We start from the raw sequence: 25339 nt of genomic DNA, 5'->3' as shown, positions 1-25339 counted from the left end.
CATGCCACTGCGGCAGTCGCTCCGCCTGGGCGGATACCTGATGAAGCAGAAGCTCCGGCGCCGGGAGAAGTTCCCGATCCTGCTGGAACTCGAACCGCTGTACGCCTGCAACCTCAAATGCGCGGGCTGCGGCAAGATCCAGCAGACGCACGACTGGCTGAAGAAACGGATGTCGGTCGAACAGGCGGTCGCGGCGGTCGAGGAATGTGGCGCGCCGATGGTGTCGATCGCCGGCGGCGAACCGCTGATGCACAAGGAGATCGACGAGATCGTCCGGCAGTTGCTGGCCCGGAAGAAGATCGTGTTCCTGTGCACCAACGCCGTACTGCTGCCCAAACACCTGCACAAGTTCACGCCGCACAAGAACTTCGCCTGGATGGTGCACATCGACGGGCTGCGCGAGCGGCACGACCAGTCGGTGTGCAAGGACGGCGTGTTCGACGAGGCCGTGGCCGCGATCAAGCAGGCACAGGCGGCGGGGTTCCGGGTGATGACCAACACCACCTTCTTCGACACCGACACCCCGCAGGACGTCATCGACGTCCTCGACTACCTGAACGACGACCTGCATGTCGACAACATGCAGATCTCTCCCGGGTTCGCGTACGAGAAGGCGCCGGACCAGGAGCACTGGCTCGGTCCGGAGGAAACCCGGCAGCTGTTCCGCAAGGCGTTCAGCGACGGCCGGCGGAAGAAGTGGCGGCTGAACCACTCGCCGCTGTTCCTCGACTTCCTGGAAGGCAAGATCGACTTCGACTGTACGGCGTGGGCGATCCCGCTGTACTCGCTGAAAGGCTGGCAACGTCCCTGCTACCTGATGGACGACGGTTACGTTGCGACGTACCAGGAACTCCTCGACGAAACCGACTGGAACGCCTACGGCCGCGGTCGTGACCCACGCTGCGCCAACTGCATGGCCCACTGCGGCTACGAACCGACCGCCGTGGTAGCCACGCTGGGCTCCCTTCGTCAATCCCTGCGCGCGGCCGTCGGCTGACCAGGACCGCCGAGGACGGCCGCGCGGAGGGCGGGTGTGGGTGGTACGCCGCCCTCGGCGAGGGCGTCGAGGACGGTTCCGAGGATGGGCTCCGTGTGTTGGGTGGTGACGGCGACCTCGGGGAGTCGGCGGCCCAGTTCGCGGAGGAGGGCTTTGCGGAGGGTGTTGTCGGCGGCAACCGAACCGCCGAGCGTGAGGGTGAACCGTTCGTCGAGGCCGACCCGGTCGGCGCAGGCTTCGACGTACGCGGCCACGCGTTCGGCGTGCTCGTCGACGATGCCGGAGGCAACGAGATCACCGCGCTCGGCCTCGCGGAGTACGACGCGAGCTGCTTTCGACTTGTTCAGGTGGGTGCCCTCGGTGTTTGCGCGCCGGGTGAATCGGTGCAGCAGCTCCTCGACCGACTCGGCCTCGTAGAACCGCGGGATCGCCTGGGACAGCGAGGTTTCAGGCGCAAGGCCGGTGTGCGCGCGGAAGATCGCGTGCAGTGCATCGTCGACGAGGCCGGCGGCGCCCAGCGGATGCTGGATCCAGAACGAGAAGGCGAACTCCGTACCGGTCGGGCCGCGGCCGGCGATCGCCGCACCGGTGCCGAGCGAGACGGCGACGCCGACGCCGTCCGGATCACCGCAACGCAGCAGCGCGAACCCGTCGTTCTTGACCGAGAACCTGACCTCCGGGCCGAAGCGCTTCTGGAGCACTTCGGTCCAGAGTGCGGTGTCCTCCGGCCAGTCGACACCAGCAAGGCAGAACGCCGCCGCTACCAGCCGGCCGGGCCAGGCGGCAGCAAGCGCGTCGTCGACGAGCCGGAGTACTGCGGTCACTGCCTCTCCAGGGTCGTCGACGCCGTAGATGTCACCGAGTCCGCCGCGTGCCCAGCCCAGGATGTTCCCGTACCGGTCGGCGACCGCGGCGATGGTCTTGGTGTTACCGGCGTCGACGCCGAGGAAGAGGTCGTTCACGGCAGGAGTCGCTCCGGGAGGTACGCGGCGTGCGCGGCGGCCATCTCGTCGTACAGCTCCTCCGCGACCTTGAGGTTGTTCACGAGAGGGTTGGCGAGCAGGGCCTGGATACCGTCCTTGCGGGTCCCTTCCCAGCCGGTCTTCGCGGCGAGGATCTGGTACTCGGCGAGCTGCTGGGTGATGCCGAGAACCGAGTGCGGCAGCGGCTTCTGCGGCTCGATGTGGAAGCCCTTGCTGTCGACGTTGCACCACACCTCGACCACCGTACTCTCGTCGAACCCGGCGAGAGCGCCGCCGGCGTTCGGCAGGTTGACCGGCAGCCGGGCGCCGGTGTCGTTGTAGTGGGCGCTCATCACGTCGATCGCGAGCTCCAGCTCGTGGATGCCGCCGCGCGAACGTGCCGGGTCGAGCTCCGGTGCGTCCGCCGTGGACTGCTCGCGGTAGTGGTCCCAGTACCCCGGTACGGCGTCCATGATGATCTCGGAGCGGGTCTTCGGCGCGCCCTGCTGCTCGCGGAGGACCTCCTCGCGGAAGTAGTAGTAGTTGAAGTAGTCGGACGGGATCGAGCCCATCGTCACCGCGAGCTGCAATGCGCGCCGGGAGTTCTTGCCGAGCCTCGGGTCGTCCTTGCGCTCCTCCCAGGCCCGCTCGAGCAGCGGCATGATGTCCTCGCCGTCGTACCGCGCCTCGGTGCTCCAGCAGTTGTGGTTGACGCCGGCCATCGTCACCTCGGCGCGCTCCGGGTCTAGGCCGGCGGCCTTGATCACGACCGGCGGGAACACGATCGGTCCTTCGCACATCGACACGATCGATACGTCGCTGTACTGCGTGACGGCCTGCGAGACGATGTTGACCGGGTTGGTGTAGTTGAAGATCTTCGCGTCCGGGGCGACCGCGTTCAGGTCCTCGACCACGCCCTTGAGAACGTTCACCGAGCGCAGCGACATGAAGAAGCCGCCGGGACCCTGGGTCTCCTGGCCGATGATGCCGTGCTTGAGCGGGATCCGCTCGTCCAGCGCGCGGGCGCCGAAGCCGCCGGGCCGGAAGCTCGACAGCAGCGCGTCGATGTCGGTCAGGCCGGCCCGCCGGTCGGTGGTCGCGGTGACGGTGAGGTCGAGGCCCTGCGCCTTGATCATCCGTTCGGTGATCGACCGGACCACCTCGAGGTGGTCGGGATCGAGGTCGATCAGGACGATCTCGGAGCCCGCGAACTCCGCGCCGTGCCAGAGCAGCGATGCCATCGTGCCGGCCGCCCGGGAGGAGCCGCCGCCGAGGTATGCGAGCTTGATGCGTGCCATGAGAAGGATTCTGCCTTTCGGTGGAAGGTGCCGTGGGAGATCAGGAGGCGGCGGGCAGCAGCGCGGCCGCTGCCCGGTCGGCCAGGAATCGGGGGGAGGAGCAGTCGCAGAGGACGGTCGCCGGCCAGTCCGGTTCGTACGAGTCCGCGGCGGCGACGCGTTGCACGGTGACTTGTTTGTGGGCTCCGGTCACGACCATGACGACTGCCCGGGACAGGTCGCGGATGGTGGCGGTACCCACGGTGACGCCGTACCGCGGTACGTCGTCGAGTTGCCGGAACGACGGGAACGTCTGGAGGTTGTCGCGCCGGGTCTGCTCGCCGAGCTCGACGACCCGGGTGACGCTGTCGGCCGGCGTTCCGGGCGGATTCAGTGCGATATGCCCGTCGGAGGCGCCGGAGGCGAGCAGGAAGATGTCGATCCCACCGGCGGCCGCGAGCGCGGCGTCGTACGCGCCCGGTTCGGCCGCCGGGTCGGGGTACCACAGATTGTCCTCCGGGATCCGGTGTTCCGGGCTCGCCGCCGCGTTCAGCGGTGCGAGGATCTGCCGGCGCCCGAAGCCGACACAGCTGTGCGGCAGTCCGGCGTCGACCGGCCGGAACCCGTCGGCGGTGCGGGCGACGTACTCGTCCATCAGCGCGATGATCACGTGGCTGAGGTCGAGGTTGCGCTGGGCAACCAGCTCGGCGAGGTGCGCGTAGGTTCGCAGTGGGCTGCGGCCGCTCGGGCAGCCGAGCACGAACGACCGGCCCGCTGCCGCGGCGGATTCGATGCCGGCGGCAAGGTCCGCGGCCGCGAGCAGGCCGACCTGGTCGGCGCTGTCGTGGACTTCGGGCGGCACGTGCATGGAGACAGGTCCTATTCCTTGAGGGCGCCGTTGAGCACGCCGCGGATGAAGTGGCGCTGGAAGAAGGCGTAGAGCACCAGGACGGGCAGGGCGACGATGAGCGAGCCGGCCGCGAGCAGGTTCACGTCGACGCTGTGCCGCCCCTGGAAGACGCCGAGCGCGAGCGTGGCCGGCTGGATCGACGGGTCGGCGATGAAGATCAGCGACAGGAAGAAGTCGTTCCACGTCCACATGAACGACAGCAGCGCGAGTGTCAGCACCGCGGGCCGGGAGATCGGCAGCAGGATCTGCCAGAGGATCCGCCAGGCGCGGGCGCCGTCCATCTCGGCGGCTTCGACCAGCGAGACCGGTACGGCGCGGAACGTGGCGCGCATCCAGAACGTGCCGAACGGGACGCCCATGCCGATCTGGATGATGATCAGCCCGAGCCACGAGTTCGTCAGCCCGAGGGACTGGAACGTGTAGTAGAGCGGGACGATGAAGACCTCGGCCGAGATCATCAGCCCGAGCAGGACGACCGGGAAGATCACCCTCTGGCCGGCGACGCCGAGGACGCCGAACGCGAAGCCCGACAGGATCGCCAGGACCGTCTGCCCGGTGACCGCGCCGATCGTGATGACCGCGGACGCGAGCATCGCGTGGCCGAATCCGCCGAGTCTCCACGCCGTACCGAAGTTTCCCCAGTGCAGGTTGCCGAAGTCGAGCTGGCCTCCTTGGTTCGGGCTGAGTGCGGTGAAGAAGAACCAGACCACGGGGAACAGGACGAGGATCGAGACGAACGCCAGGACGGTGTGGTTGAGGAGCCGCTCGGTGCGCGAGATCATGCGTTCTCCTCGGACAATCGCGTGATGATCAAGGCAACGAGCAGGCAGATGATCGCCAGCACGATGCCGATCGCGGCCGCCATGCCCACGTCCGGGTTGAGGAAGGCTTTGCGGTAGAGCAGCAGAGCCGGGGTCGTGGTCGACGTACCGGGTCCGCCTTGGGTGGTGACCCAGACGAGGTCGAAGGCCCGGAGCGCGCCGGTGACGGTGAGCGTGAGCGCGACAGCCAGCTGACCGCGCAGTGCGGGCAGCGTGATCGCGAGGAACTCCTTGACCGGACTCGCTCCGTCGAGGCGCGCCTGTTCGTACAGCTCGTTGGGGATCGCGGCGACGCCGGCGACGAACAGCACCATGCACAGGCCGAGTGCCGTCCAGGTGCCGATCACGCCGAGGGAGGGAAGCGCCCAGGTGAAGTCGCCGAGCCAGTTCCGGGCGAGGTCGCCGAGACCGACCGCACGCAAGGCGCTGTTGAGCGGGCCGTTCGGGCCGTAGATCCGTTTCCAGATGACCGCGACCACGACGCTGGTGAGCACTTGCGGGAGGAACAGCAGCCAGCGGTAGAGCCCAGCCCCGCGGAGCTTGCCGCGGCCGAGGAGGGCCGCGGACAGGAGTCCCAGCAGGATCGGCAAGCCGGCGAAGAACAGCACCAGTACGAGGACGTGCGCCAACGCCTCGCCGAGTTCGGGATCGGTGAAGAACGCCGTGTAGTTGCTCAGGCCAACGAACCGCGCGGTGGACACGCCGTCCCAGCTGTAGAACGAGTAGCTCACGCTCTGCACGATCGGTACGACGACCACGAAGCCGTACATGATCAACGCCGGGGCTGCGAATGCGAGGCCGAGCCACCGTCGTCTGCGGGCGCGGGGCGACTGCCGCCGCCGACCGCGGGCAGCGGGACCGACGGCGCCCTCCGGCACGGCGGCAGCCGGGGCCGCCCGCCGGGGCAGGAGCTGACGGGAACTCATCCGATCAGCCCTTCGCGCGCTGGGCCTGGAAGGCGTCGTAATCCTTCTGCCCCGCGGCAGCCAACTGGTCAGGAGTGGACTTGCCGGCCAGCAGCAGCTGGACCTGGCCGCCGAGGGTGTCGAGCATCGTCGGCGTGGACCAGTCGAAGTACGGCACGAAGCCGTTGCTGTCGGTGAGCTTCTGCTGCGCGGCGATCTCGGTCGCGAGCTCGGGGTCCGGCGCGGACTGCTTGACGTCGTTGTGCAGCAACGGCAGGTACCCGTGGTCGACGCTCGCCTGCGCTGTTGCCTTGCTCGCCATGTAGTCGAGGAAGGCGGCGGCCGCGTCGGGGTGCTTCGACTTCGCGGAGATCGCCAGGTTGCCGACCGTCGAGCCGGTCCCGACCACCTGGTCGCCGTTCGCCTGCGGCAGCTGCACGTACCCGTACGTCTGCTTCTGCGCCGCGGAGAAGCCGAGCGAGCCGGTGTAGTTGAACTGGAAGACGCCCTTGCCGGCCAGGAAGTTGTTCATCGAGTCGGCGAACGGGATGCCCTGGTGGTTCGGTGTCAGCCAGCCCGCGTCGCTCCACTTCTTCAGCGCGGTGGCGGCCTGGGTGATTCCGGTGGACGTGATCGGTACCGAGCCGCTGGAGTACACGAAGTCGCCGATGTCCTTGGCCGAGCTGTAGAGATCCTGCAGCCCGAACAGGATCGCGGTCGAACTGCCCTTGTCCTGCGACCCGTAGGCGATCGGGATCTGGCCGGCCGCCTTGACCGCGGCACACGCCTTCTCCAGGTCGGCGAGCGTCTTCGGTACGGCGATGCCGAGCTTGTCGAGGGCTGCCTTGTTGTAATACAGCCCGATCAGCGAGGAGCGCGCGGCCGGAACGGCGTACACCGAGCCGCTGCCCATCTGCTTGCCGTCGGACGTGAACTGCTCCTGGCGCAGGATCGTGCTCGGGATCTCGTCCTTCCAGCCGTACGCCGACGCGTACGCGTCCAGGTTCAGGATCCGGCCGCCCTTGGCCAGCGTGCCCATCGACTGCCAGCCGTTGTTCACCAGCGCGATGTCCGGGCCGTTCGGATCGGCGAGCCGGAGGTTCAGGGTGTTCATCACCTGACCCCAGTCCTGGGTGGTGCGCTCGATCTTGATGTTCGGGTGTTGTTTCTCGAACCCGGCGACGACGGCGTCCATCCACTTGCCTTCTTCGTTCTGCCAGAAGTCGAGGACCTTCAACGTGACGTCGTCACCAGCGACATCGGTCGAGACCCCGCTGGGGGATTTCGCGGAACTGGAGCTGGAGCTGGAACCGCCGGGCGCACACGCCGTCAGCACTGTGGCTGTGGCGAGAAGGGCAGCAGCCGCGCCCATCAGGTGCCGCTTCGTCATGCCGATCTCCTTCGATCTGTCGCCTTCGATTTTTCGGAGCCCCCGTTCCGGGCGAACGTCGACCACGCTAGCCATTAACAGACCAGTTGTGCCAGATAAGGCCCAGTTTTGAGCCAAAGCCAGAACTGGTATGGTTATCGGCGATGAGGACCTCGACCGTGGCCGCCGGTGTCGCCCGCCAGTTGAGCGACGCGATCAACCGCGGCGTCTACCCGCCGGGATCGCGGCTGCCGGGTGAGCGGCAGCTCGCCGAGCAGCTGCACGTGAGCCGCAGTACGCTCCGGGCCGCGCTCGGCGATCTCGAGCACGAGGGCCGGATCGCGCGGTCGCCGCAGCGCGGCTGGTTCGTACCGAGCCCGACTGTCGGCGAACCGCCGAGCACGCTGCAGAGCTTCACCGAGATGGCCCGGCTCCGCGGGCTCAAGGCGACCGCCGCCGTGCTGGAGCGGGCCCCGCGCTCCGCGACCATCGACGAGGCCGAGAAGCTGGCGATACCGCCTGGCGGCGACGTCCTGGTGCTCGTCCGCCTGCGCGGGATGAACTCGACGCCGATCTGCGTCGACACCAACGTCATCCCGATGACGATCGGCGCTCCGCTCCTCGACGCCGACCTGACCGACCGCTCGCTGTACGAGGCCCTCGAGGAGCTGTGCTCCGTGTCGGTCTACCGCAGCGCGTACTCGGTCCAGGCCGACGCCGCGTCCGCCGAAACCGCCGCCCTGCTGACCATCCCGTCCGGCAACCCGGTCCTGATCGGCCGCGAGGTCGCCTACGACCGGGCCGGCACACCGATTCTCCTTGGGTACAACACCTATCGAGGCGACGCCTACCGCTTCGAAGCAGACCTCTACCGTTCGGTCTGAACCGGCGTCACCCTGGTTTGGCAGGACCGGCTTTGGCAGGACCGGCGAGGGGAGGGGTGATGGGGCTGACGGAGAGCGTGGTCGTGCAGGCGCCGCGGGACGAGGTCTTCGCTTGGTATGCGCGGCCGGGAGCGGTGGTGCGGTTGACGCCGCCGTGGATGCCGGTGCGGGTGGTTCAGGAGGCGACCGATCTCGCCGACGGGACCGCTGTGCTCGGGTTTCCGTTGGGGTTGCGGTGGGTGGCGCGGCATCGGGGAGCGCGGCCGCCGGAGCGGTTCGTCGACGTCCTCGAGTCGGCGCCGTTGACGTGGGCGGTGCGGTGGCGGCATACGCACGACTTCGAGGAAGTGACGCCGGGGACGACCCGGGTGATCGATCGGATCGACAGCAACGTGCCGGCGCTGTTGCTGCGGTCGATGGTGGCGTACCGGCATCGGCAGTTCGCGGACGATCTGGCGGCGCTGCATCGCGCGACCGAGGCCGGGATGCGGCCGATGACGGTGGCGATGACCGGCAGCCACGGCACGATCGGTACGGCGTTGGGCGCGCTGCTCACGACCAGCGGACACCGGGTGGTTCGGCTGGTCCGGGGGCAGGCGAAGGGGCCGGACGAGCGGGTCTGGGACGTCGACGCGCCGGCGCCGACGCTGCTGGAAGGTGTGGACGCCGTCGTTCACCTGGCCGGTGCCTCGATCGGCGGCCGGTTCACTCCGGCGCATCGTCGAGCTGTCAGGGACTCCCGGATCGGACCCACCACGGCGCTGGCGCGGCTCGCCGCGGATACCGGACTCAAAGCCTTCGTGTCGGCCTCCGCGATCGGGTATTACGGCGCGGATCGCGGCGACGAACTGCTGTCCGAGTCCGCCGGCCGCGGCGAAGGGTTCCTCGCCGACGTCGTGGAGGACTGGGAGAACGCGACCCGTCCCGCCGCGGCCGGTGGTGTCCGCGTGGTCAACATCCGTACCGGCCTGGTCCAGACACCCGCAGGCGGCGTACTGCGGCTCCAGTTCCCGCTGTTCGCAGCCGGGCTGGGCGGTCCACTGGGATCCGGACGCCAATGGCAGTCGTGGATCGGCATCGACGACCTCGCCGACATCTACCACCGGGCCCTGTACGACGATGCCCTGAGCGGTCCGGTCAACGCCGTCGCGCCGGAGCCGGTCCGCAACGAGGAGTACGCCAAGACGCTGGCCCGGCTTCTGCATCGCCCGGCCCTCCTGCGAGTGCCTGCCTTCGCGCCTCGCGTGCTACTCGGTCAAGAAGGCACCGACGAACTTGCTCTCGCCTCGCAACGGGTCGTACCCACCCGCTTGAGCGACCTCGATCACACGTTCCGCCACCCCGACCTGGAGCCCGCCCTCCGGCACCTCCTCGGGCGCTGAATCACCATGCACCGTTGTGGAAACGGTGGATCGACCGTTGCATTCCCAGCCGCCACAGCACGGCGGCGCGCGACTTGGGGCGCTGGGTCGCTTCCTCGCGCACTACGGTGCGGAAGTGGTCCGGGAAGTCGGTCCGCGGAGCCTGGGCGTGAACGTCGGCGACCGTGCTGCGCGCGAGCTCCGAGATTCGTCGTCCGACCACATCGAGATGGGTGCCCGCGTGGAGCAGATGTGCTTCCGGGCCCCACGACAGCGGGACCTCGACGTTGAAGTGGGCCGCGATCGCATCGGCCACGACGGTCGCGAAATCCTCCGATCCGCCCGCGTCGCTCACCACACCGCGCGCGACCCGGGCACCGTGGACGGCGAAGCACGCAGCGTCCGGTCCGGGTCGGTTCACCAGGCCCACATCGTGCAGCAGCGCAGCGACGTACAGGCGCTCCTCGTCGTACTCGATCCGGTCCAGCTCGGCGAGCAGACAGCCCCACAACCAGGACCGGACACTGTGTTCCAGTAGCGGATCCGGCAACGTGGTCCGCGCGTACTCATCGATGCGCTGGGCAACTATCGACGACGGCGGCAGCCGACCCGCATCCAGTACGGCGCCGGCACCGCGCGGACGTGGCCGCAACTCCTGGCGCACCGCCTGCGCCCCGAACCTGACCTGGTCCCACACGCCCAACGCCCCACCCGTACGCGCGACCCACTCGGGCGAACCAATCAGGCCGGACCTCACGCCGAACAGGGTAGGGCATGGGCCCGCGGCAGGACGGTGGCCGGTGTGTGTAATCCTGGCAAGCGGATGATCTGTGACGAGTGGATGGTGACGTGGCATGCCGATGGATGATCCAGGTGTGCTGACCTGGCATTCGTTCCTCACGAGTTGGCGGCTCGAGCCCGGGTGGCTGGTGGTCGGCCTGCTGCTCGCGGCTGGGTACTGCGTCCTGTGGTTCCGCGGCCGTTCCACGGTCCGCGCGTGGCGGATGGTGTCGTTCGTGCTCGGCTGCGCGGCGCTGTGGGTGTGCATCGCGTCCGGAATCGGCGCCTACGCGATGGACGTGTTCTGGATGCACATGATCCTGCATCTGCTACTGATCATGGTCGTACCGATACTGCTCGTCCTCGGGCATCCGATCACCGTCGTTCTCGAGGCACTTCCCGCCGGTCGCCAGGCCCGCGCGCGACGGTTCCTGACCTCGCGTCCGATCGGCATCTTCACGTTGCCCACGACCGGGCTGGCCGTCTACACCTTGGTCATCGTCGCGACCCACCTCACCGGCTTCATGGACCAGATGGTCCTGCGTCCCTGGCTGATGACGGGTGAGCAGGTGCTGTACGTGGCGGCCGGCTACCTGTTCTTCCTGCCGCTGATCGGCGAGGAGCCGTTGCGTTCGGATCCGGGGTATCTGCTGCGGCTGGTGCTGTTCCTGATTGGGATGCTGCCGGACACCGTCGTCGGCATCGTGCTGCTGCAGACCGACCGGGACCCGTTCCCGATGATGATGAGCCACCATCCGTCCTGGGCGCCCGACCCGTTGACGGACATCCACACCGCCGGCGGGCTGATGTGGGCCGGCGGGGACGGGTTGATGATGTTCGCCGCGGTCGGCCTGATGATCACCGTCGTCGCCTCACCCAGCAAGCGCGACCGGATGGCCGGCAGCTGGCTGGACGGCGTACGCCGTACAGTGATCGCCGCCGAGGTCGGCGCCGACCCCGCCCGCCAGCTCGACCCGGACAGCGACGAGGCCTACGAGGCCTACAACCGCATGCTCCAACGCCTGTCCTCGGACGACACCCCGAAGTCCCCCCGGAACTGATACCCCGGCCGAGCTCGTTCGCTAGCAGCGCCGTGAATAGCTTTCAGTTGTTAGCGTGTCCATAGAAGGCTGGCGACGCGTCCTGTTACGAGACCGTGATGGTCCGATCTCTCGCTGATCTATTGACCGTCTGGTGGTCCGGGGTCAGCATGTGAGCGCTAACAATCCGGTCGTGCCCAGAAGGGACGGGTTTGCGATGAAGAGGTTTCTGGCGACTTTGAGCGGCGCGCTGCTCGTGATCGGGCTCGCCGCCTGTGGGGGACAAGGAGCGGGCGGGACGACCGACACCGCCAGTCAGCAACCCAAGGATCTGACCATCGGCGTCTCGATGCCGACCCAGACGTCGGAGCGGTGGATCGCCGACGGCAAGGCGGTGAAGGAGAAGCTCGAGGCGAAGGGGTACAAGGTCGATCTGCAGTACGCGAACGACGACATCCCGACCCAGTCCCAGCAGGTCGACCAGATGATCACCCAGGGCGCGAACGTGCTGATCATCGCCGCGATCGACGGCACCGCGCTGAGTAGCCAGCTGCAGGCGGCGGCCGACAAGAACATCCCGGTGATCTCGTACGACCGGCTGATCCGCGGCAGCAAGAACGTCGACTTCTACGTCAGCTTCGACAACTACAAGGTCGGCGTCGCGCAGGCCAAGGCGCTGCTGCGCGGCATGGGGCTGGAGAACGCGGACGGTTCGAAGGGCACCAAGAAGGGCCCGTTCAACATCGAGGTGTTCGCCGGCTCGCTCGACGACAACAACACTCACTTCTTCTTCAACGGCGCGATGGACACGCTGAAGCCGTACTTTGACAGCGGTGCGCTGGTGGTCAAGTCGAAGCAGACCAAGATGGAGCAGGTCGCGACCCTGCGCTGGCTCCAGGAGACCGCGCAGAAGCGGATGGAGGACCTGCTGACCTCGAGCTACAACGACGGCAGCAAGGTCGACGGTGTCCTGTCGCCGTACGACGGGATCTCACGCGGCATCATCACCGCCCTGCAGAACGCGGGCTACGGTACGGCGGCCAAGCCGATGCCGGTGATCACCGGGCAGGACGCGGAGATCGCGTCGGTGAAGCTGATCAACACCGGGGTGCAGAGCTCCACGATCTTCAAGGACACCCGGCTGCTGGCCCAGCAGGCCGTCAACGCGTCGGTGGCGTTCCTGGAGAAGAAGCAGCCCGAGGCGAACGACACCAAGTCGTACGACAACGGCGTGAAGGTCGTCCCGGCGTACCTGCTGCCGATCCAGACGGTCTTCAAGGCCGACATCCAGAAGCAGCTCGTCGACTCCGGTTACTACACCGCCGCCGAGGTCGCGGCCGGCCAAGCGAAATGAGCGATGTAGTCCTCGAGATGCAGGGCATCACCAAGAGCTTTCCCGGTGTGAAAGCTCTCGAGGATGTCTCGCTCGTTGTCCGGCGCGGTGAGATCCATGCGATCTGTGGTGAGAACGGTGCCGGCAAGTCGACGCTGATGAAGGTGCTGTCCGGCGTGTACCCCACCGGGAGTTACGCCGGGCAGATCAGCCTCGACGGCAGGCCGGTCACCTTCACCGGGATCCGGGACAGCGAAGCGGCCGGGATCGCGATCATCCACCAGGAGCTGGCGCTGGTGCCGTACCTGTCGATCGCCGAGAACATCTTCCTCGGCAACGAACGCCGCGGGCGCGGCGGGCTGATCGACTGGAACCGCACCAACGCCGACGCCCGCCGGCTGCTGCGGGAGGTCGGCCTGGAGGAGAACCCGGTCACGCCGGTGATCCAGCTCGGCGTCGGCAAGCAGCAACTGGTCGAGATCGCGAAGGCGTTGTCGAAGGACGTCCGGCTGCTGATCCTCGACGAGCCGACCGCCGCCCTCAACGACGTCGACTCGGCGCACCTGCTCGACCTGCTCCGGATGCTGCGGGACCGGGGGATCACCTGCATCATGATCTCCCACAAGCTCAGCGAGATCACCGCGATCGCGGACTCGACCACGGTGCTCCGCGACGGCCGGACGGTCGAGACTCTCGACATGAGGTCGGGGGACGTCACCCAGGAGCGGATCATCCGCGGCATGGTGGGCCGGGACCTGGACAGCTTCTACCCGGCCCGCGACTCCAGCCCGGGCGCCGAAGTACTGCGGATCGAGGACTGGACGGTCTGGCATCCGACCCAGCCGCGCAAGGTCGTGGACGGCGCGTCGCTGAACGTCCGGGCCGGTGAGGTCGTCGGGATCGCCGGCCTGATGGGCGCCGGCCGCACCGAGCTCGCGATGAGCGTCTTCGGGCGCTCGTACGGGCGCAACATCAGCGGCCGGCTGTACGTGCACGGCAAGGAGGTCCGGGCCCGGACGGTGGCCGAGGCGATCGCGAACGGCATCGCCTACGCCACCGAGGACCGCAAGCGGTACGGCCTGAACCTGATCGCCGACGTCCGCGCCAACGTGTCGGCCGCCGCGCTCGGCAAGCTGGCGCGGGCCGGTTGGGTGAACGGCAACGAGGAGATCAAGGTCGCCGAGCAGAGCCGCCGGGATCTGAACATCAAGACCCGCACGGTCCTGGACACCGTCGGCACGCTGTCCGGCGGCAACCAGCAGAAGGTCGTGCTGTCCAAGTGGCTGTTCACGAATCCGGACGTGCTGATCCTGGACGAGCCGACCCGTGGCATCGACGTCGGCGCCAAGTTCGAGATCTACACGATCATCAACCGGCTGGTCGCCGACGGGAAGGCGGTCGTCGTGATCTCCTCCGAACTGCCCGAACTGCTCGGCACCTGCGACCGGATCTACACCCTGTCGGCCGGACGGATCACCGGCGAGCTGCCGGTTCAGCAGGCGACCCAGGAAGAACTGATGGCGCTGATGACGCAGGAGAAGGAGCTCGCCGGATGACCAGCACCAAACCCTCTGTACAGACCGAGCAGCCCGCCTCCGCCACGGCACTGCACGTCGGCACCAGCGATCCGCTCACGCTGATCATGCGCAACCTGCGGCAGAGCGGTATCTACATCGCGTTCGTGGTGATCGTCGCGCTGTTCGCCTCGTTGACCCACGGGGTGCTGCTCAGCCCGGGCAACATCACCAACATCGTTCTGCAGTACTCGTACATCCTGGTGCTGGCGATCGGCATGGTGATCCTGATCATCGCCGGCCACATCGACCTGTCCGTGGGGTCGATCGTCGCGTTGACCGGTGCCGTCTCCGCCGTCCTCGTCATCCAGCACGATCAGCCGTGGTGGATCGGCGTGGTGGCCGCGGTGGCGGTCGGCACCGCGGTCGGTGCGTGGCACGGTTTCTGGGTCGCGTACGTCGGGATGCCCGCGTTCATCGTCACGCTCGCCGGCATGCTGCTGTTCCGCGGCCTGACGTTGCAGGTGCTGAACAACGTGTCGTTGTCGCCGTTCCCGGCCACCTACCAGAAGGTGGCCAGCGGCTTCTTGAACGGCCTGATCGGCGGTCAGGGGTACGACGCGTTCACGTTGCTGATCGCCGCGCTGGCGGTCGCCGGGTATGCGGTCGGTGTGTTCCGCACCCGGCTCGCACGGATCCGGTACGAACAGCCGGTCGAGTCGTTTCCGCTGTTCGTCGCCCGGGTACTGGCGGTCGCCGCCGTCGTCATGTACTTCGCCTGGCAGTTGGCACACGCGCGCGGTCTGCCGATCGTGCTGATCATCCTCGCGGTGCTGGTGATCGCCTACGGGCTGATGACGAAGAGTACGGTGTTCGGCCGGCAGGTGTACGCGATCGGCGGCAACCTGTCAGCCGCGATGCTGTCCGGGGTGAAGGTCCGGAAGGTCAACTTCTGGATCTTCGTCAACATGGGGTTCCTGGCCGGGATCGCCGGCGTCATCTACTCGTCCCGGTCGAACGGTGCGCAGCCCGCGGCCGGCAACATGTTCGAGCTGGATGCGATCGCGGCCGCGTTCATCGGTGGCGCGGCGGTGGCGGGTGGCGTCGGTACGGTCGTCGGCGCGATGGTCGGCGGCCTGATCATGGCGGTGATGAGCAACGGCATGCAGCTCATGGGCGTCGAACAGGCGACCCAGTCCGTGGTCAAAGGCCTGGTGCTCTTGCTGGCCGTTGCCTTCGACATCTACAACAAGCGCCGCGCCGGCGCCACCCGCTGAGCCGGGCAGGGCTGGGCAGGTCAGCGGCCGTCCCTAGTATTTCCTTATGGTGAGAGCGAGCGAGGGTCTGGGACGGCCGCCGAGTATGACGGACGTGGCGGCCGCGGCCGGCGTCTCGCATCAGACCGTGTCCCGGGTGCTGAACGGCTCGGAGCTGGTCAAGGACGAGACGCGCACCCGGGTGCTGGCGGCGATCGCCGAGCTGGGCTACCGGCGGAACAACGCGGCCCGGTTGCTGGCGACGAACCGGTCGCACCGGATCGGCATGATCTCGGCGCATCTCGTGCTGCACGGTCCGAGCATGATCGCGGTCGCGGTCCAGAACGCCGGCCACAAGGCGGGGTACGACGTTTCGCTCGTTGCCGTGGAGGACTTCTCGTCGCAATCGCTGCGGGACGCGGTCGGCCGGCTGCTCGACGAGGCCGTCGAGGCGATCGTGGTGGCGGTCGCCCATCGCGACGCGCTGGAGCAGGTCGGGTTGCTCGACGTACCGGTCCCGATCATCGTCGTGCAAGGCGTCAGCGAGGGCCAGCGGATGGCGGTCGGGATCGATCAGGAGGCCGGAGCCCGCCTGGCGGTGGAGCATCTGCTCGATCTCGGCCATCGGCATGTCGCCCATGTCACCGGCCCGCTGGAGTGGGTGGAGGCAGCGCAGCGGCGTGCGGGCTGGCAACGTGCCCACGAGGATCGCCATGTGCTGCCGGGGCCGGAGCTCGCCGGTGACTGGTCGCCACGAAGCGGCTACGAGGCGGGCCTGCGGATCGCCGAGGACCCTGACGTGACAGCGGTGTTCGCCGCGAACGACGGCATGGCGATGGGGTTGCTGTACGCGTTGCACGAGAAGGGTCGCGACGTACCGGGCGAGATCAGTGTGGTTGGATTCGACAATGTGCCCGAGGCGCCGTACGTCTGGCCCGCGCTGACGACCGTGGACCAGGAGTTCTCGGTGGTCGGCCGGCGTGCCGTCGAGCTGACGCTGCGGGCGCTGGAGGGCGAGCCCGATCCGGCCACGGAGCTGATCCGGCCGACGCTGGCGGTGCGCGACTCGACGGCCGCTCCGAGTAGCTGAAAAGTTAGCGTTAACAGGCCGTGTTAGGCAGAGTGTCCGCAGAGAGATCACTGTTCTTGACAACCCAGAATGTTAGCGCTCACACTCGGCCTTATGAGCTCCGATGAACGCTATGTCGTCGGCGTCGACTTCGGCACGCTGTCCGGTCGCGCCGTCGTCGTCCGCGTCTCCGACGGTGCCGAGCTCGGTACTGCCGTGCACGAGTACGCGCATGCCGTGATCGACGACCGGCTACCGGCCACCGGACGGCGGTTGCCGCCGGAGTGGGCGCTGCAGGTGCCGGACGACTACCGGGAGGTGCTCAAGACCGCCGTACCGGCGGCGGTCGCCGCGTCCGGGATCGACCCGGCGCTGGTCATTGGCATCGCCACCGATTTCACCGCCTGCACGATGGTTCCGTGCCTGGCCGACGGCACCCCGTTGAACGAGGTCGACGGACTCGCGGACAACCCGCACGCGTACGTGAAGCTGTGGAAGCACCACGCCGCGCAGCCTCAGGCCGACCGGATCAACGAGCTCGCGCGCCAGCGTGGCGAGGACTGGCTGCCGCGGTACGGCGGACTGATCTCGTCGGAGTGGGAGTTCGCGAAGGCGCTGCAGCTGTTCGAGGAGGACCGCCCGCTCTACGACCGGATGGACCACTGGGTCGAGGCGGCCGACTGGATCGTGTGGCAGCTCTGCGGGCAGTACGTCCGCAACGCCTGCACCGCGGGCTACAAGGGCATTTTGCAGGACGGCCGGTACCCGTCGACCGAGTTCCTCGAGCAGCTCGCGCCGGGCTTCGGCGGTTTCGTCGCGGACAAGCTGGAGCACCAGATCGGGCAGCTCGGCGCCTCGGCGGGAAAGCTGACTGCCGAGGCGGCCGCGTGGACCGGACTGCCCGAAGGCATCGCGGTTGCCGTCGGCAACGTCGACGCACATGTCACCGCACCGGCCGCACAGGCCGTGAGCGCGGGCCAGATGGTCGCGATCATGGGTACGTCGACCTGCCACGTGATGAGCGCCGACGTGCTGCGTGAGGTTCCCGGTATGTGCGGCGTGGTCGACGGCGGCATCATCGCCGGCAGCTGGGGGTACGAGGCCGGCCAGAGCGGTGTCGGCGACATCTTCGGGTGGTACGTCGACAACGCCGTACCGCCGTCGTACCACGAAGCCGCGGCCGCCGCGGGCGTGTCGTTGCACGAGCACCTGACCAGGCTGGCCGCCGACCAAGCGGTCGCGGAGCACGGGCTGGTCGCACTGGACTGGCACAGCGGCAACCGGTCGATCCTGGTGGATCATGAGCTGTCCGGTCTGGTCGTCGGTCAGACACTGGCGACCCGGCCCGAGGACGGTTACCGCGCACTGCTCGAGGCGACCGCGTTCGGTACCCGGGTGATCGTCGAGACCTTCGCGAGCAGCGGCGTACCGGTGAAGGAACTGATCATCGCCGGCGGCCTGGCGAAGAACGCGCTGCTGATGCAGATCTACGCCGACGTCACCCGGTTGCCGCTGTCGATCATCGACTCCGAGCAGGGGCCGGCGCTCGGTTCGGCGATCCACGCCGCGGTGGCGGCCGGCGCCTATCCGGACGTACCGGCCGCGGCCAAGCACATGGGCAAGGTCAGGCGCGGCGTGCACGTCCCGGACGAGGAGCGGGCCAAGGTCTACGACCAGTTGTTCGAGCTGTACCTCGAGCTGCACGACAACTTCGGGCGGCACACCAAGCTGATGCGAAAGCTGAAAGCGATCCGGCGCAACGCCGTGGAGGCCAAATGAGCGCGGTCGCCGAAGCCGCTGCCACCATCAGCCAGTTGCGCGTGCAGGTGTCCCGGCTGCACGCGCACCTGCCGGCGTACGGGCTTGTCGTCTGGACCGCGGGTAACGTGTCCGCGCGCGTGCCCGGCCACGACCTGATGGTGATCAAGCCGAGCGGAGTCGCGTACGACGAACTGACGCCGGAGAACATGGTCGTCTGCGACCTCCACGGCCAGGTCGTCGAAGGTGAGCACGCGCCGTCCTCGGACACCGAGGCACAGGCCTACGTCTACCGGGAGCTGCCGGACGTCGGCGGCGTCGTCCACACCCATTCGCCGTACGCCGTCGCCTGGGCCGCCCGTGGCGAGGCGATCCCGTGTGTCACGACGATGTGCGCCGACGAGTTCGGCGGGCCGATCCCGGTGGGACCGTTCGCGGTCATCGGCGACGACTCGATCGGCCGCGGCATCGTCGAGACGCTGCGCGGTTCGCGCTCGCCGGCCGTACTGATGCAGAACCACGGCGTGTTCACGGTCGGGCCGGACGCCAAGTCAGCGGTCAAAGCCGCGGTGATGTGCGAGGACGTCGCCCGCTCGGTGCACCTGGCCCGGCAGCTCGGGGAGCCGATCCCGATCGAGCAGTCGGCCATCGACCACCTCTACGACCGCTACCAGAACGTCTACGGGCAACGATGACTCTGCCTGAAGTGGGAAGGACCACATGTCTGTGAACAACCCCGAGGTCTGGTTCCTCACCGGCAGCCAAGGACTCTACGGCCCCGAGACCCTCGAGCAGGTCGCCGAACAGTCCCAGGTGGTGGCCAAGCGCCTCGCCGACTCCGGTCTCCCGGTCCAGATCGTCTGGAAGCCGGTGCTTCTCGATGCCGAGTCGATCCGCCGGCAGATGCTCGACGCCAACAGCGCGCCCGAATGTGTCGGCGTGATCGCGTGGATGCACACGTTCTCCCCGGCGAAGATGTGGATCGCCGGTCTGGACGCACTGCGCAAACCGCTGCTGCACCTGCACACGCAGGCGAACGCAGCGTTGCCTTGGTCAACGATCGACATGGACTTCATGAACCTGAACCAGGCCGCGCACGGCGACCGGGAGTTCGGTTACATCCAGTCCCGGCTGCACGTACCGCGCAAGACCGTGGCCGGGCACGTCGAGTCGCCGGTGGTTCAGCAGCGCGTGGGGCACTGGGCCCGGGCAGCGCTCGGTGTCGCGGAGCTCCGTTCGCTCAAGCTCGCCCGCTTCGGTGACAACATGCGCGACGTCGCGGTGACCGAGGGCGACAAGGTCGAGGCGCAGCTGCGGTTCGGCGTCTCGGTCAACACCTACGGCGTCAACGACCTGGTGGCAGCGGTCGACAGCGTCGACGGTGCCGCGATCTCCACGCTGGTGGACGAGTACGTGGACACGTACGACGTCGCCCCCGAGCTATTGCCCGGGGGCGACCGGCACGAGTCGCTACGGTACGGCGCCCAGATCGAACTGGGTCTGCGCTCGTTCCTGACCGACGGCGGGTTCCGCGCGTTCACCTCGAACTTCGAGGATCTGGGCGGGCTGCGTCAGCTGCCCGGTCTGGCCGTGCAGCGGTTGATGGCGGACGGCTACGGGTTCGGCGGCGAGGGCGACTGGAAGACCTCGGTGCTGCTGCGGGCCAGCAAGGCGATGGCCGACGGACTGCCGGGCGGTACGTCGTTCATGGAGGACTACACGTATCACCTGGTGCCGGGGGAGGAGAAGATCCTCGGCGCGCACATGCTCGAGGTGTGCCCGTCGATCACGACCGCCCGTCCGTCGCTGGAGATCCACCCGCTGTCGATCGGTGGCCGTGAGGACCCGGTCCGGCTGCGCTTCGTCGCGGATCCCGGTCCCGGCATCGTGGTCGGGATCGCCGACCTCGGCGACCGCTTCCGGTTGACCGCGAACGTCGTACAGCTCGTCGAACCGGACGAGGCACTGCCGAAGCTGCCGGTCGCCTGTGCGGTGTGGAAGCCCGAGCCGTCACTGTCCACCTCGGCGGAGTCGTGGCTGGTGGCCGGCGCGCCGCATCACACCGTCCTGTCGACCGCGCTCGACCGCGAGGTGTACGAGGACTTCGCCGACCTGCTGTCGGTCGAGCTCGCCGTCATCGACGAGTCGACCACGGTTCGCGAGTTCCAGCGCGAGCTGCACTGGAACGACGTCTACCACCGGCTCACCAGGTAGTCAGCTCCAGAGGTACCGAGTCTGGGACGACTCCTTGCCGATGGTGAACGCCAAGGCCTTCGTCGGCCGCACGCAGTAGAGCTGGACGGTGCCCTCGCGGACGGCATCGCCCAGCTGGTACCAGGTCCCGTCCTCGCGGGTGAGGTGCCAGCCATAGGACTGTTCGAAGGCAGTGACGACGGCCTGCCTCGCGGAGTCATCGGTGACCAGGCTGGCCACGCCCTCGACGACGTAGTCGGTGCCGTTGAGGTCGGCGGTCCCGGCGGTCAGGGCGCAGTGCGGGTTCTCCGCGAGGTTCTTGGCCTTCTGCTCGCCGTCACCGGTGGTGAACCACATCGCGTCCAGGGCCCAGATCGCAAGCAGTGGTGTCACGTGCGGCCGGCCGTCACGGCGTACGGTGCACAGCTGAAACTTTTGAATCCCGCGCAATGCCCACTCGGTCACCTCCCACGGGATCGGGGTCGTGCCCGCAGAAGAGAACGTAGTGTCGAGGGTGGTCTGCGGCGTTGTCATAGCTTCCTCCTGATGGTCGTCGCAAGCGACACGGCGGTGTCGAAGGTCGGGCTGAGGTGGTTCTTGGTCAGGGCGAAGGCGGTTCCGCTCGCGGGGTCCGCGTAGGCGTAGCTTCCACCGCCGCCAGGCCAACCGAAGGCTACGGAGTTCTCGTCGGGCGCGGCGCCGATTCGGCCGATCGGGAAGCCGAGGGCCATCCGGGCCGGGGTGCCGAACACCTGGTCCACACCCTCGAAGGCGGGCGTCGGGTCCACGAGGCCGTCCAGCAGGACGGCGTTGAACATCGCGGCGAGGCCGCGAGCCGTCGCGGTACAGACCGACGGAACCTCGGCACGCTGGAGCTTGTGGCCGAGATCGGCACTCGGCCGGCTCTCCCACGGTGCGAGGATCGAATCGTCGTCGGCCGGCGCGCCGGGCCATTCCCGTGCGTCCTGGTCCAGGCGTGCCAGGCCCGGCAGCGATTCGTCCGGGGCGGCGAAGTACAGCTGGCCTTCGATACCGAGTGGGCCAGTGATCCACTGCCGGAGCAGCTCGCTCATTGTCCGGCCGGTCGTGCGGCGGGCGAGCTCGCCGACGAGATAGCCGAAGGTGTAGGAGTGGTAGCCCATGGCCGTGCCAGGTCGCCAGCGCGGCTCCGCGGCGGCGAGTGCCGCACAGACCTTGGGCCGATCGGGAAGGTCGTCCGGGGTGATCTCACGCGGCATCGCCGGCAGACCGACCGTGTGGGTCAGCACATGCCGCAGCGTCGCAGTACCTTTGCCGTGCGCACCGAACTCGGGCCAGACGTCCGCCACCAGGGTTTCGTACTCGAGCAAGCCGCGCGCGACGAGCAAGTGTGCCAGCGTGGCGGTCACGTTCTTGCCGGTGGAGAAGCTGAAAATCGGCGTACCAGTGGTGAGGGGTCGTCCGACGGACGGATCGGCCATCCCGGCCGCCGCGTCGACGACCAGCCGGCCGTCCTGATAGGCGGCGACCTGCACACCGGTTTCCGCGCCGGTGCGGACCAAGGCCTCGATCTGACGCTGGACGCGTTCGGCTAGCTCATTCATCACAAGGTACGTCGTACCCGATCGAGCGGTCTCGACATGCCCATTAAGGTGGTTGGGTATCGGCGTCGACGGGGAGGAGTGTGGAGCGGATGGGCAAGGCTCCCACGATCGCCGATGTCGCGCGGGTCGCCGGGGTCTCGGTGCCGACCGTGTCGCGGGTGCTGACCGGAGCCATTCCGGTCAGCGCGAAGCGGCGTGAGCTGGTCGAACGCGCGATCGCCGAGCTGGGGTACCAGCCCAACGCCGCCGCGCGCGCCCTCGTCAGCGGGACCCGCTCGATGGTCGCCGTGCTGGCCGCCAACACGTCCCGCTACGGCTACGCCAAGACCGTGGAGGGCATCGAGGAAGCGGCCCGGGCGGCCGGCTACATGGTCGTCATCACGGTCGTCGAGACCGCCGAGCAGGACGCCGTCCGGACGGCGGTCGCGATGGTGCTGAGCCACTCCGTCGCCGGTGTGATCGTGCTCGACTTCGACGAGCCCGGCCACGCCGCGGTCACCGCCTTGCCGCAGACCGTACCGGTCGTGGTCGCCGCCGCGGCCCCGTCCAGGGCGGTCAAGCTCCCGCGTGCCTACCTGGCCGATCAGCGTGGCGCGAGGGAAGCGACGTCGTACCTGCTCAGCCTCGGCCACGAGACGGTGCACCACATCGCGTTGCCGAGCTCCGGCAGGCGCGGCGGGCGTACGGCGGGCTGGAGCGCGGCCTTGCAGGCGGCGGGGATCCGTCCGCCGAAACACCTGCACACGACCTGGGATCCGTTGCACGCCTACGAGCTCGCGAAGTCGCTGGCAGCCGACCCGTCGGTGACCGCCGTCCTCGCGGGCAACGACGAGGTCGCCGCGGCCGTGCTGCGCGCGATGACCGAACAGGGACGCAGCGTCCCCGGTGATGTGAGCGTGATCGGCTTCGACGACCAGCCGATCGCATCGCTGGTCACGCCTGCGCTGACCACGGTCGCGCAGGACTTCGCCGAGCTCGGCCGGCAGAGCTTCGCGCTGCTGGAGAACTCGATCAACGGCAGTGCCGGTCAGGACACGGTCAGTGTCCGCACCCAGCTGGTCCTCCGCGGCAGCACGGGACCCCGGCGCAACTGAGCCCGACGCCGGCGGGATCTCTTTGCCACGTTAGAAATGATATCGCTATCAGAAATTTGGCCCGCCCTCTTGCGCTCTAGTCTGATCAACGTTTTCATAGCCGAAACACGTTCAACGACTGGAGCCTGCTTTGACCTCGATCAGCTTGACCGGCGCCGGCAGCGGGCTCGCCCTCACGGCCTCCTGGCGGGACGACGCACCCGCCACGCTGTCCCTGCGTGCGCCGGGTCAGGACACCGCCGCAGCGTCCGGGCAACCGTTGGTCGAGCTGCTGGCGTCGGGGCACGGGCGTGACTGGGCAGGTCCGCGGTACGTCGCCACGAGCATCGGGCAGCGGCTGCGCTACCTGAGCCACGAGCTGACGTCGTACGGTAACCGGCACACGCTGGCGTTGACGCAGACCGACGCCGTGACGGGTCTCGACGTGACGTCGCTGCTGTCGATCGACGACGAGCACCTCGCCGTTCGCAGCCGGACGATCGTGACCAACAACGGGTCCGGGCCGGTGACGCTGCAGGCGGTGTCGTCGCTGGTGTTCGGTGACTTCGGTGCCGTCGACATCGATTCGGCGTACCTGCTGCGTGGCCGCAGCGACTGGCTGGCGGAGGGTCGTTGGTCGCGCCAACCGCTGCGGGACGCCGGGTTGCCCGGCCTGACGACTCCGGGCCGGTCGTTCCGCACCCGCGGCTGCATCGAGGCGAGCAGCCTGTCGAGCTGGTCGACGGCGCAGGAGCTGCCGATGGGTGTCATCGAGCACGACGGCGCCGGCTGGTCGTTCCAGATCGAGCACAACGGCGGGTGGCTGTGGCAGCTCGGCGAGGTGCCCGACGGTCTGTACCTGGCGCTGTTCGGTCCGACCGACGAGCAGCACGGCTGGCAGCTCGAATTGTCGCCTGGGGCAACCTTCGAGAGCGTGCCTGCCGCGCTCGCGATCGAACTCGGCGGTCCGGTGGACACGCTGACCGCGTTCCGGCGCGCGTCCCGCCCGGCCGGACACCGGCCAGAGCTGCCGGTGGTCTTCAACGACTACATGAACACCGTGATGGGCGACCCGAGCGCGGAGCTGCTGCATCCGCTCGTCGACGCGGCGGCCGCGAGCGGTGCGGAGTACTTCGTGATCGACGCTGGCTGGTATGCCGACAACGGCGACTGGTGGGACGCGGTCGGGGAGTGGCAACCGTCGACCCGGCGCTTTCCCGGCGGGATCGGCGAGGTCCTGGACCACATCCGCGAGCGTGGCATGGTGCCGGGGCTGTGGCTCGAGCCCGAGGTCGTCGGTACGAACAGCCCGATGGCGCTGAAGCTGCCGGACACGGCGTTCCTGGTGCGTGACGGCGTCCGGGTGATCGAGCACGGCCGGTACCACCTGGACTTCAGCAGCGCGCAGGCTGTCGAGCACCTGAACGAGGTGGTCGACCGCCTGGTCAACGATCTCGGCGTCGGGTACTTCAAGTTCGACTACAACATCCGGGCCGGCGTGGGATCGGACGGCGCCGCCGCGAGTGCTGGTCACGGCCTGCTGCGGCACAACCTCGGCTACCTGGCGTGGATCGACAGCCTCCGGCAGCGGCACCCGCAGCTGATGTTGGAGAACTGCGCGTCCGGCGGCATGCGGCAGGACTTCGCAACCGTGTCCCGGTTCGACCTGCAGTCGACGTCGGACCAGGAGGACCTGTACGCGTACGCGCCGGTCGCGGCGAGCGCGCCGATGCTCGTGCTGCCCGAGCAGGCGGCCAACTGGGCGTACCCGCAACCGGACATGACCGACGACGCGATCGTCTTCACCTTGTCTACGGCGATGCTCGGCCGGCTGTACCTGTCCGGCTGGCTCGACAAGCTCAGTGAGCACCAGCGTCTGATGGTTGCTGCCGCCGTCCAAGCCCACCGGGAGCTGCGCGACCGCGTGCCTCAGTCGATCCCGTTCTGGCCGACGGGGCTCCCGCAGTGGACCGATCCGTGGATCACGCTCGGGCTGCGTGACGACGACACCTTGTACCTGACGCTCTGGCGGCGGGACACCGAGCCGGGCGAGGTACGGGTGTCGCTCCCACCGGCGCCGACCGGGAGGCGGTGGGACCACCTGTCCGCGGTCTTCCCGGCCGAGTCACCGCTGCGGATCGAACTGGATCCGTCCGGCGGATCCCTGACCGTCGCCGACGAACGCGGTCTGCACGCGGCCCGGGTTGTGAAGCTGCAAGCGGTACCAACCGAGTAGTCCCAGAACCACCATTGG

22 protein-coding genes are annotated in these 25339 nt (G+C 68.2%); 13 read left to right on the top strand and 9 right to left on the bottom strand.

The window, feature by feature from the left end; translation table 11 throughout:
* The first annotated feature begins 1 nt into the window (after position 1).
* Positions 2–997 carry an adenosyl-hopene transferase HpnH gene (hpnH, locus tag FB475_RS01390; protein WP_238332250.1) on the top strand — a complete coding sequence of 332 codons (996 nt, stop codon included), beginning with the start codon at positions 2–4 and terminating at the stop codon, positions 995–997.
* Here hpnH and FB475_RS01385 read toward each other — a convergent pair.
* The 6 genes from FB475_RS01385 to FB475_RS01360 are packed head-to-tail and all read right to left on the bottom strand — an operon-like array spanning position 970 to position 7262.
* Positions 970–1959, bottom strand: a complete 990-nt coding sequence (locus FB475_RS01385) for a BadF/BadG/BcrA/BcrD ATPase family protein (protein WP_141851761.1) — start codon at positions 1957–1959, stop codon at positions 970–972. The two genes, hpnH and FB475_RS01385, sit on opposite strands and share 28 nt — an antisense overlap.
* A complete protein-coding gene (locus tag FB475_RS01380; RefSeq protein WP_141851759.1) occupies positions 1956–3257 on the bottom strand; it encodes a family 4 glycosyl hydrolase in 1302 nt (433 codons plus the stop codon). The genes FB475_RS01385 and FB475_RS01380 overlap by 4 nt, the downstream gene beginning before the upstream one ends.
* Before the next feature lie 40 nt (positions 3258–3297).
* Entirely contained in the window at positions 3298–4104 is an 807-nt protein-coding gene (locus FB475_RS01375; protein ID WP_141851757.1) for a 6-phosphogluconolactonase, read from the bottom strand.
* 11 nt (positions 4105–4115) lie between these two features.
* Entirely contained in the window at positions 4116–4928 is an 813-nt protein-coding gene (locus tag FB475_RS01370; protein ID WP_141851755.1) for a carbohydrate ABC transporter permease, read from the bottom strand.
* Positions 4925–5893, bottom strand: a complete 969-nt coding sequence (locus FB475_RS01365) for a carbohydrate ABC transporter permease (RefSeq protein WP_141851753.1) — start codon at positions 5891–5893, stop codon at positions 4925–4927. The genes FB475_RS01370 and FB475_RS01365 overlap by 4 nt, the downstream gene beginning before the upstream one ends.
* 4 nt (positions 5894–5897) lie before the next feature.
* A complete protein-coding gene (locus tag FB475_RS01360; protein WP_185759003.1) occupies positions 5898–7262 on the bottom strand; it encodes an ABC transporter substrate-binding protein in 1365 nt (454 codons plus the stop codon).
* 143 nt (positions 7263–7405) lie between these two features.
* Between FB475_RS01360 and FB475_RS01355 the strand changes: the two genes are divergently transcribed.
* On the top strand, positions 7406–8125 hold the full coding sequence (locus FB475_RS01355; RefSeq protein ID WP_141851749.1) for a GntR family transcriptional regulator: 720 nt from the start codon (positions 7406–7408) through the stop codon (positions 8123–8125).
* A 59-nt stretch (positions 8126–8184) separates the two neighbouring features.
* The gene (locus FB475_RS01350; protein ID WP_141851746.1) at positions 8185–9507 is read left to right on the top strand and encodes a TIGR01777 family oxidoreductase; all 1323 of its coding nucleotides are present in this window, start codon (positions 8185–8187) and stop codon (positions 9505–9507) included.
* A 1-nt stretch (position 9508) separates the two neighbouring features.
* On the opposite strand, the gene FB475_RS01345 is transcribed toward FB475_RS01350, so the two are convergent.
* A complete protein-coding gene (locus tag FB475_RS01345) occupies positions 9509–10243 on the bottom strand; it encodes an HD domain-containing protein (RefSeq protein WP_185759001.1) in 735 nt (244 codons plus the stop codon).
* A gap of 97 nt (positions 10244–10340) precedes the next feature.
* On the opposite strand from FB475_RS01345, the gene FB475_RS01340 reads away from it, so the two are divergent.
* The 8 genes from FB475_RS01340 (at position 10341) to araA (ending at position 20450) form a co-directional block, all read left to right on the top strand.
* Positions 10341–11327, top strand: coding sequence for a cytochrome c oxidase assembly protein (locus FB475_RS01340; protein ID WP_141851742.1), 987 nt, complete (start codon positions 10341–10343; stop codon positions 11325–11327).
* Between the two features lie 196 nt (positions 11328–11523).
* Positions 11524–12660 (top strand): multiple monosaccharide ABC transporter substrate-binding protein, encoded by a 1137-nt coding sequence (chvE, locus tag FB475_RS01335; protein ID WP_141851740.1) that lies wholly within the window; start codon positions 11524–11526, stop codon positions 12658–12660.
* Entirely contained in the window at positions 12657–14195 is a 1539-nt protein-coding gene (gene mmsA / locus FB475_RS01330; RefSeq protein WP_141851738.1) for a multiple monosaccharide ABC transporter ATP-binding protein, read from the top strand. Before chvE ends, mmsA begins: the two co-directional genes overlap by 4 nt.
* On the top strand, positions 14192–15430 hold the full coding sequence (gene mmsB / locus FB475_RS01325; protein ID WP_141851736.1) for a multiple monosaccharide ABC transporter permease: 1239 nt from the start codon (positions 14192–14194) through the stop codon (positions 15428–15430). The genes mmsA and mmsB overlap by 4 nt, the downstream gene beginning before the upstream one ends.
* A gap of 46 nt (positions 15431–15476) precedes the next feature.
* A complete protein-coding gene (locus FB475_RS01320) occupies positions 15477–16499 on the top strand; it encodes a LacI family DNA-binding transcriptional regulator (RefSeq protein WP_202878227.1) in 1023 nt (340 codons plus the stop codon).
* Positions 16500–16592: 93 nt separating this feature from the next.
* Positions 16593–18257, top strand: a complete 1665-nt coding sequence (gene araB / locus FB475_RS01315; protein ID WP_141851733.1) for a ribulokinase — start codon at positions 16593–16595, stop codon at positions 18255–18257.
* Positions 18254–18931 carry an L-ribulose-5-phosphate 4-epimerase gene (locus FB475_RS01310; protein WP_141851731.1) on the top strand — a complete coding sequence of 226 codons (678 nt, stop codon included), beginning with the start codon at positions 18254–18256 and terminating at the stop codon, positions 18929–18931. Before araB ends, FB475_RS01310 begins: the two co-directional genes overlap by 4 nt.
* A gap of 25 nt (positions 18932–18956) precedes the next feature.
* The gene (araA, locus tag FB475_RS01305) at positions 18957–20450 is read left to right on the top strand and encodes an L-arabinose isomerase (RefSeq protein WP_141851730.1); all 1494 of its coding nucleotides are present in this window, start codon (positions 18957–18959) and stop codon (positions 20448–20450) included.
* Here the strand turns inward: araA and FB475_RS01300 are convergent, their stop codons facing one another.
* Both FB475_RS01300 and FB475_RS01295 read right to left on the bottom strand, forming a co-directional pair.
* Positions 20451–20963, bottom strand: a complete 513-nt coding sequence (locus FB475_RS01300; RefSeq protein ID WP_141851728.1) for a pyridoxamine 5'-phosphate oxidase family protein — start codon at positions 20961–20963, stop codon at positions 20451–20453.
* On the bottom strand, positions 20960–22012 hold the full coding sequence (locus FB475_RS01295) for a serine hydrolase domain-containing protein (RefSeq protein WP_141851726.1): 1053 nt from the start codon (positions 22010–22012) through the stop codon (positions 20960–20962). The genes FB475_RS01300 and FB475_RS01295 overlap by 4 nt, the downstream gene beginning before the upstream one ends.
* Before the next feature lie 89 nt (positions 22013–22101).
* Here FB475_RS01295 and FB475_RS01290 point away from each other — a divergent pair, with 89 nt between their 5' ends.
* Positions 22102–23106 (top strand): LacI family DNA-binding transcriptional regulator, encoded by a 1005-nt coding sequence (locus tag FB475_RS01290; protein WP_141851724.1) that lies wholly within the window; start codon positions 22102–22104, stop codon positions 23104–23106.
* A 130-nt stretch (positions 23107–23236) separates the two neighbouring features.
* Entirely contained in the window at positions 23237–25321 is a 2085-nt protein-coding gene (locus tag FB475_RS01285; protein WP_141851721.1) for a glycoside hydrolase family 36 protein, read from the top strand.
* The last annotated feature ends 18 nt before the right edge of the window (positions 25322–25339 follow it).

The sequence above is a fragment of the Kribbella jejuensis genome, from assembly GCF_006715085.1.
Taxonomy (GTDB): Bacteria; Actinomycetota; Actinomycetes; order Propionibacteriales; family Kribbellaceae; genus Kribbella; species Kribbella jejuensis.
This window is presented reverse-complemented; position numbering and strand designations above follow the sequence as displayed.

Bases quoted from the DNA above. Each gene is read 5' to 3' on its own strand.
- hpnH (WP_238332250.1), top strand. From the start codon at position 2: ATGCCACTGCGGCAGTCGCTCCGCCTGGGCGGATACCTGATGAAGCAG.
- FB475_RS01380 (WP_141851759.1), bottom strand. From the start codon at position 3,257: ATGGCACGCATCAAGCTCGCATACCTCGGCGGCGGCTCCTCCCGGGCG.
- FB475_RS01375 (WP_141851757.1), bottom strand. From the start codon at position 4,104: ATGCACGTGCCGCCCGAAGTCCACGACAGCGCCGACCAGGTCGGCCTG.
- FB475_RS01370 (WP_141851755.1), bottom strand. From the start codon at position 4,928: ATGATCTCGCGCACCGAGCGGCTCCTCAACCACACCGTCCTGGCGTTC.
- FB475_RS01365 (WP_141851753.1), bottom strand. From the start codon at position 5,893: ATGAGTTCCCGTCAGCTCCTGCCCCGGCGGGCGGCCCCGGCTGCCGCC.
- FB475_RS01360 (WP_185759003.1), bottom strand. From the start codon at position 7,262: ATGACGAAGCGGCACCTGATGGGCGCGGCTGCTGCCCTTCTCGCCACA.
- FB475_RS01355 (WP_141851749.1), top strand. From the start codon at position 7,406: ATGAGGACCTCGACCGTGGCCGCCGGTGTCGCCCGCCAGTTGAGCGAC.
- FB475_RS01350 (WP_141851746.1), top strand. From the start codon at position 8,185: ATGGGGCTGACGGAGAGCGTGGTCGTGCAGGCGCCGCGGGACGAGGTC.
- FB475_RS01340 (WP_141851742.1), top strand. From the start codon at position 10,341: ATGCCGATGGATGATCCAGGTGTGCTGACCTGGCATTCGTTCCTCACG.
- chvE (WP_141851740.1), top strand. From the start codon at position 11,524: ATGAAGAGGTTTCTGGCGACTTTGAGCGGCGCGCTGCTCGTGATCGGG.
- mmsA (WP_141851738.1), top strand. From the start codon at position 12,657: ATGAGCGATGTAGTCCTCGAGATGCAGGGCATCACCAAGAGCTTTCCC.
- mmsB (WP_141851736.1), top strand. From the start codon at position 14,192: ATGACCAGCACCAAACCCTCTGTACAGACCGAGCAGCCCGCCTCCGCC.
- FB475_RS01320 (WP_202878227.1), top strand. From the start codon at position 15,477: ATGGTGAGAGCGAGCGAGGGTCTGGGACGGCCGCCGAGTATGACGGAC.
- araB (WP_141851733.1), top strand. From the start codon at position 16,593: ATGAGCTCCGATGAACGCTATGTCGTCGGCGTCGACTTCGGCACGCTG.
- FB475_RS01310 (WP_141851731.1), top strand. From the start codon at position 18,254: ATGAGCGCGGTCGCCGAAGCCGCTGCCACCATCAGCCAGTTGCGCGTG.
- araA (WP_141851730.1), top strand. From the start codon at position 18,957: ATGTCTGTGAACAACCCCGAGGTCTGGTTCCTCACCGGCAGCCAAGGA.
- FB475_RS01300 (WP_141851728.1), bottom strand. From the start codon at position 20,963: ATGACAACGCCGCAGACCACCCTCGACACTACGTTCTCTTCTGCGGGC.
- FB475_RS01295 (WP_141851726.1), bottom strand. From the start codon at position 22,012: ATGAATGAGCTAGCCGAACGCGTCCAGCGTCAGATCGAGGCCTTGGTC.
- FB475_RS01290 (WP_141851724.1), top strand. From the start codon at position 22,102: ATGGGCAAGGCTCCCACGATCGCCGATGTCGCGCGGGTCGCCGGGGTC.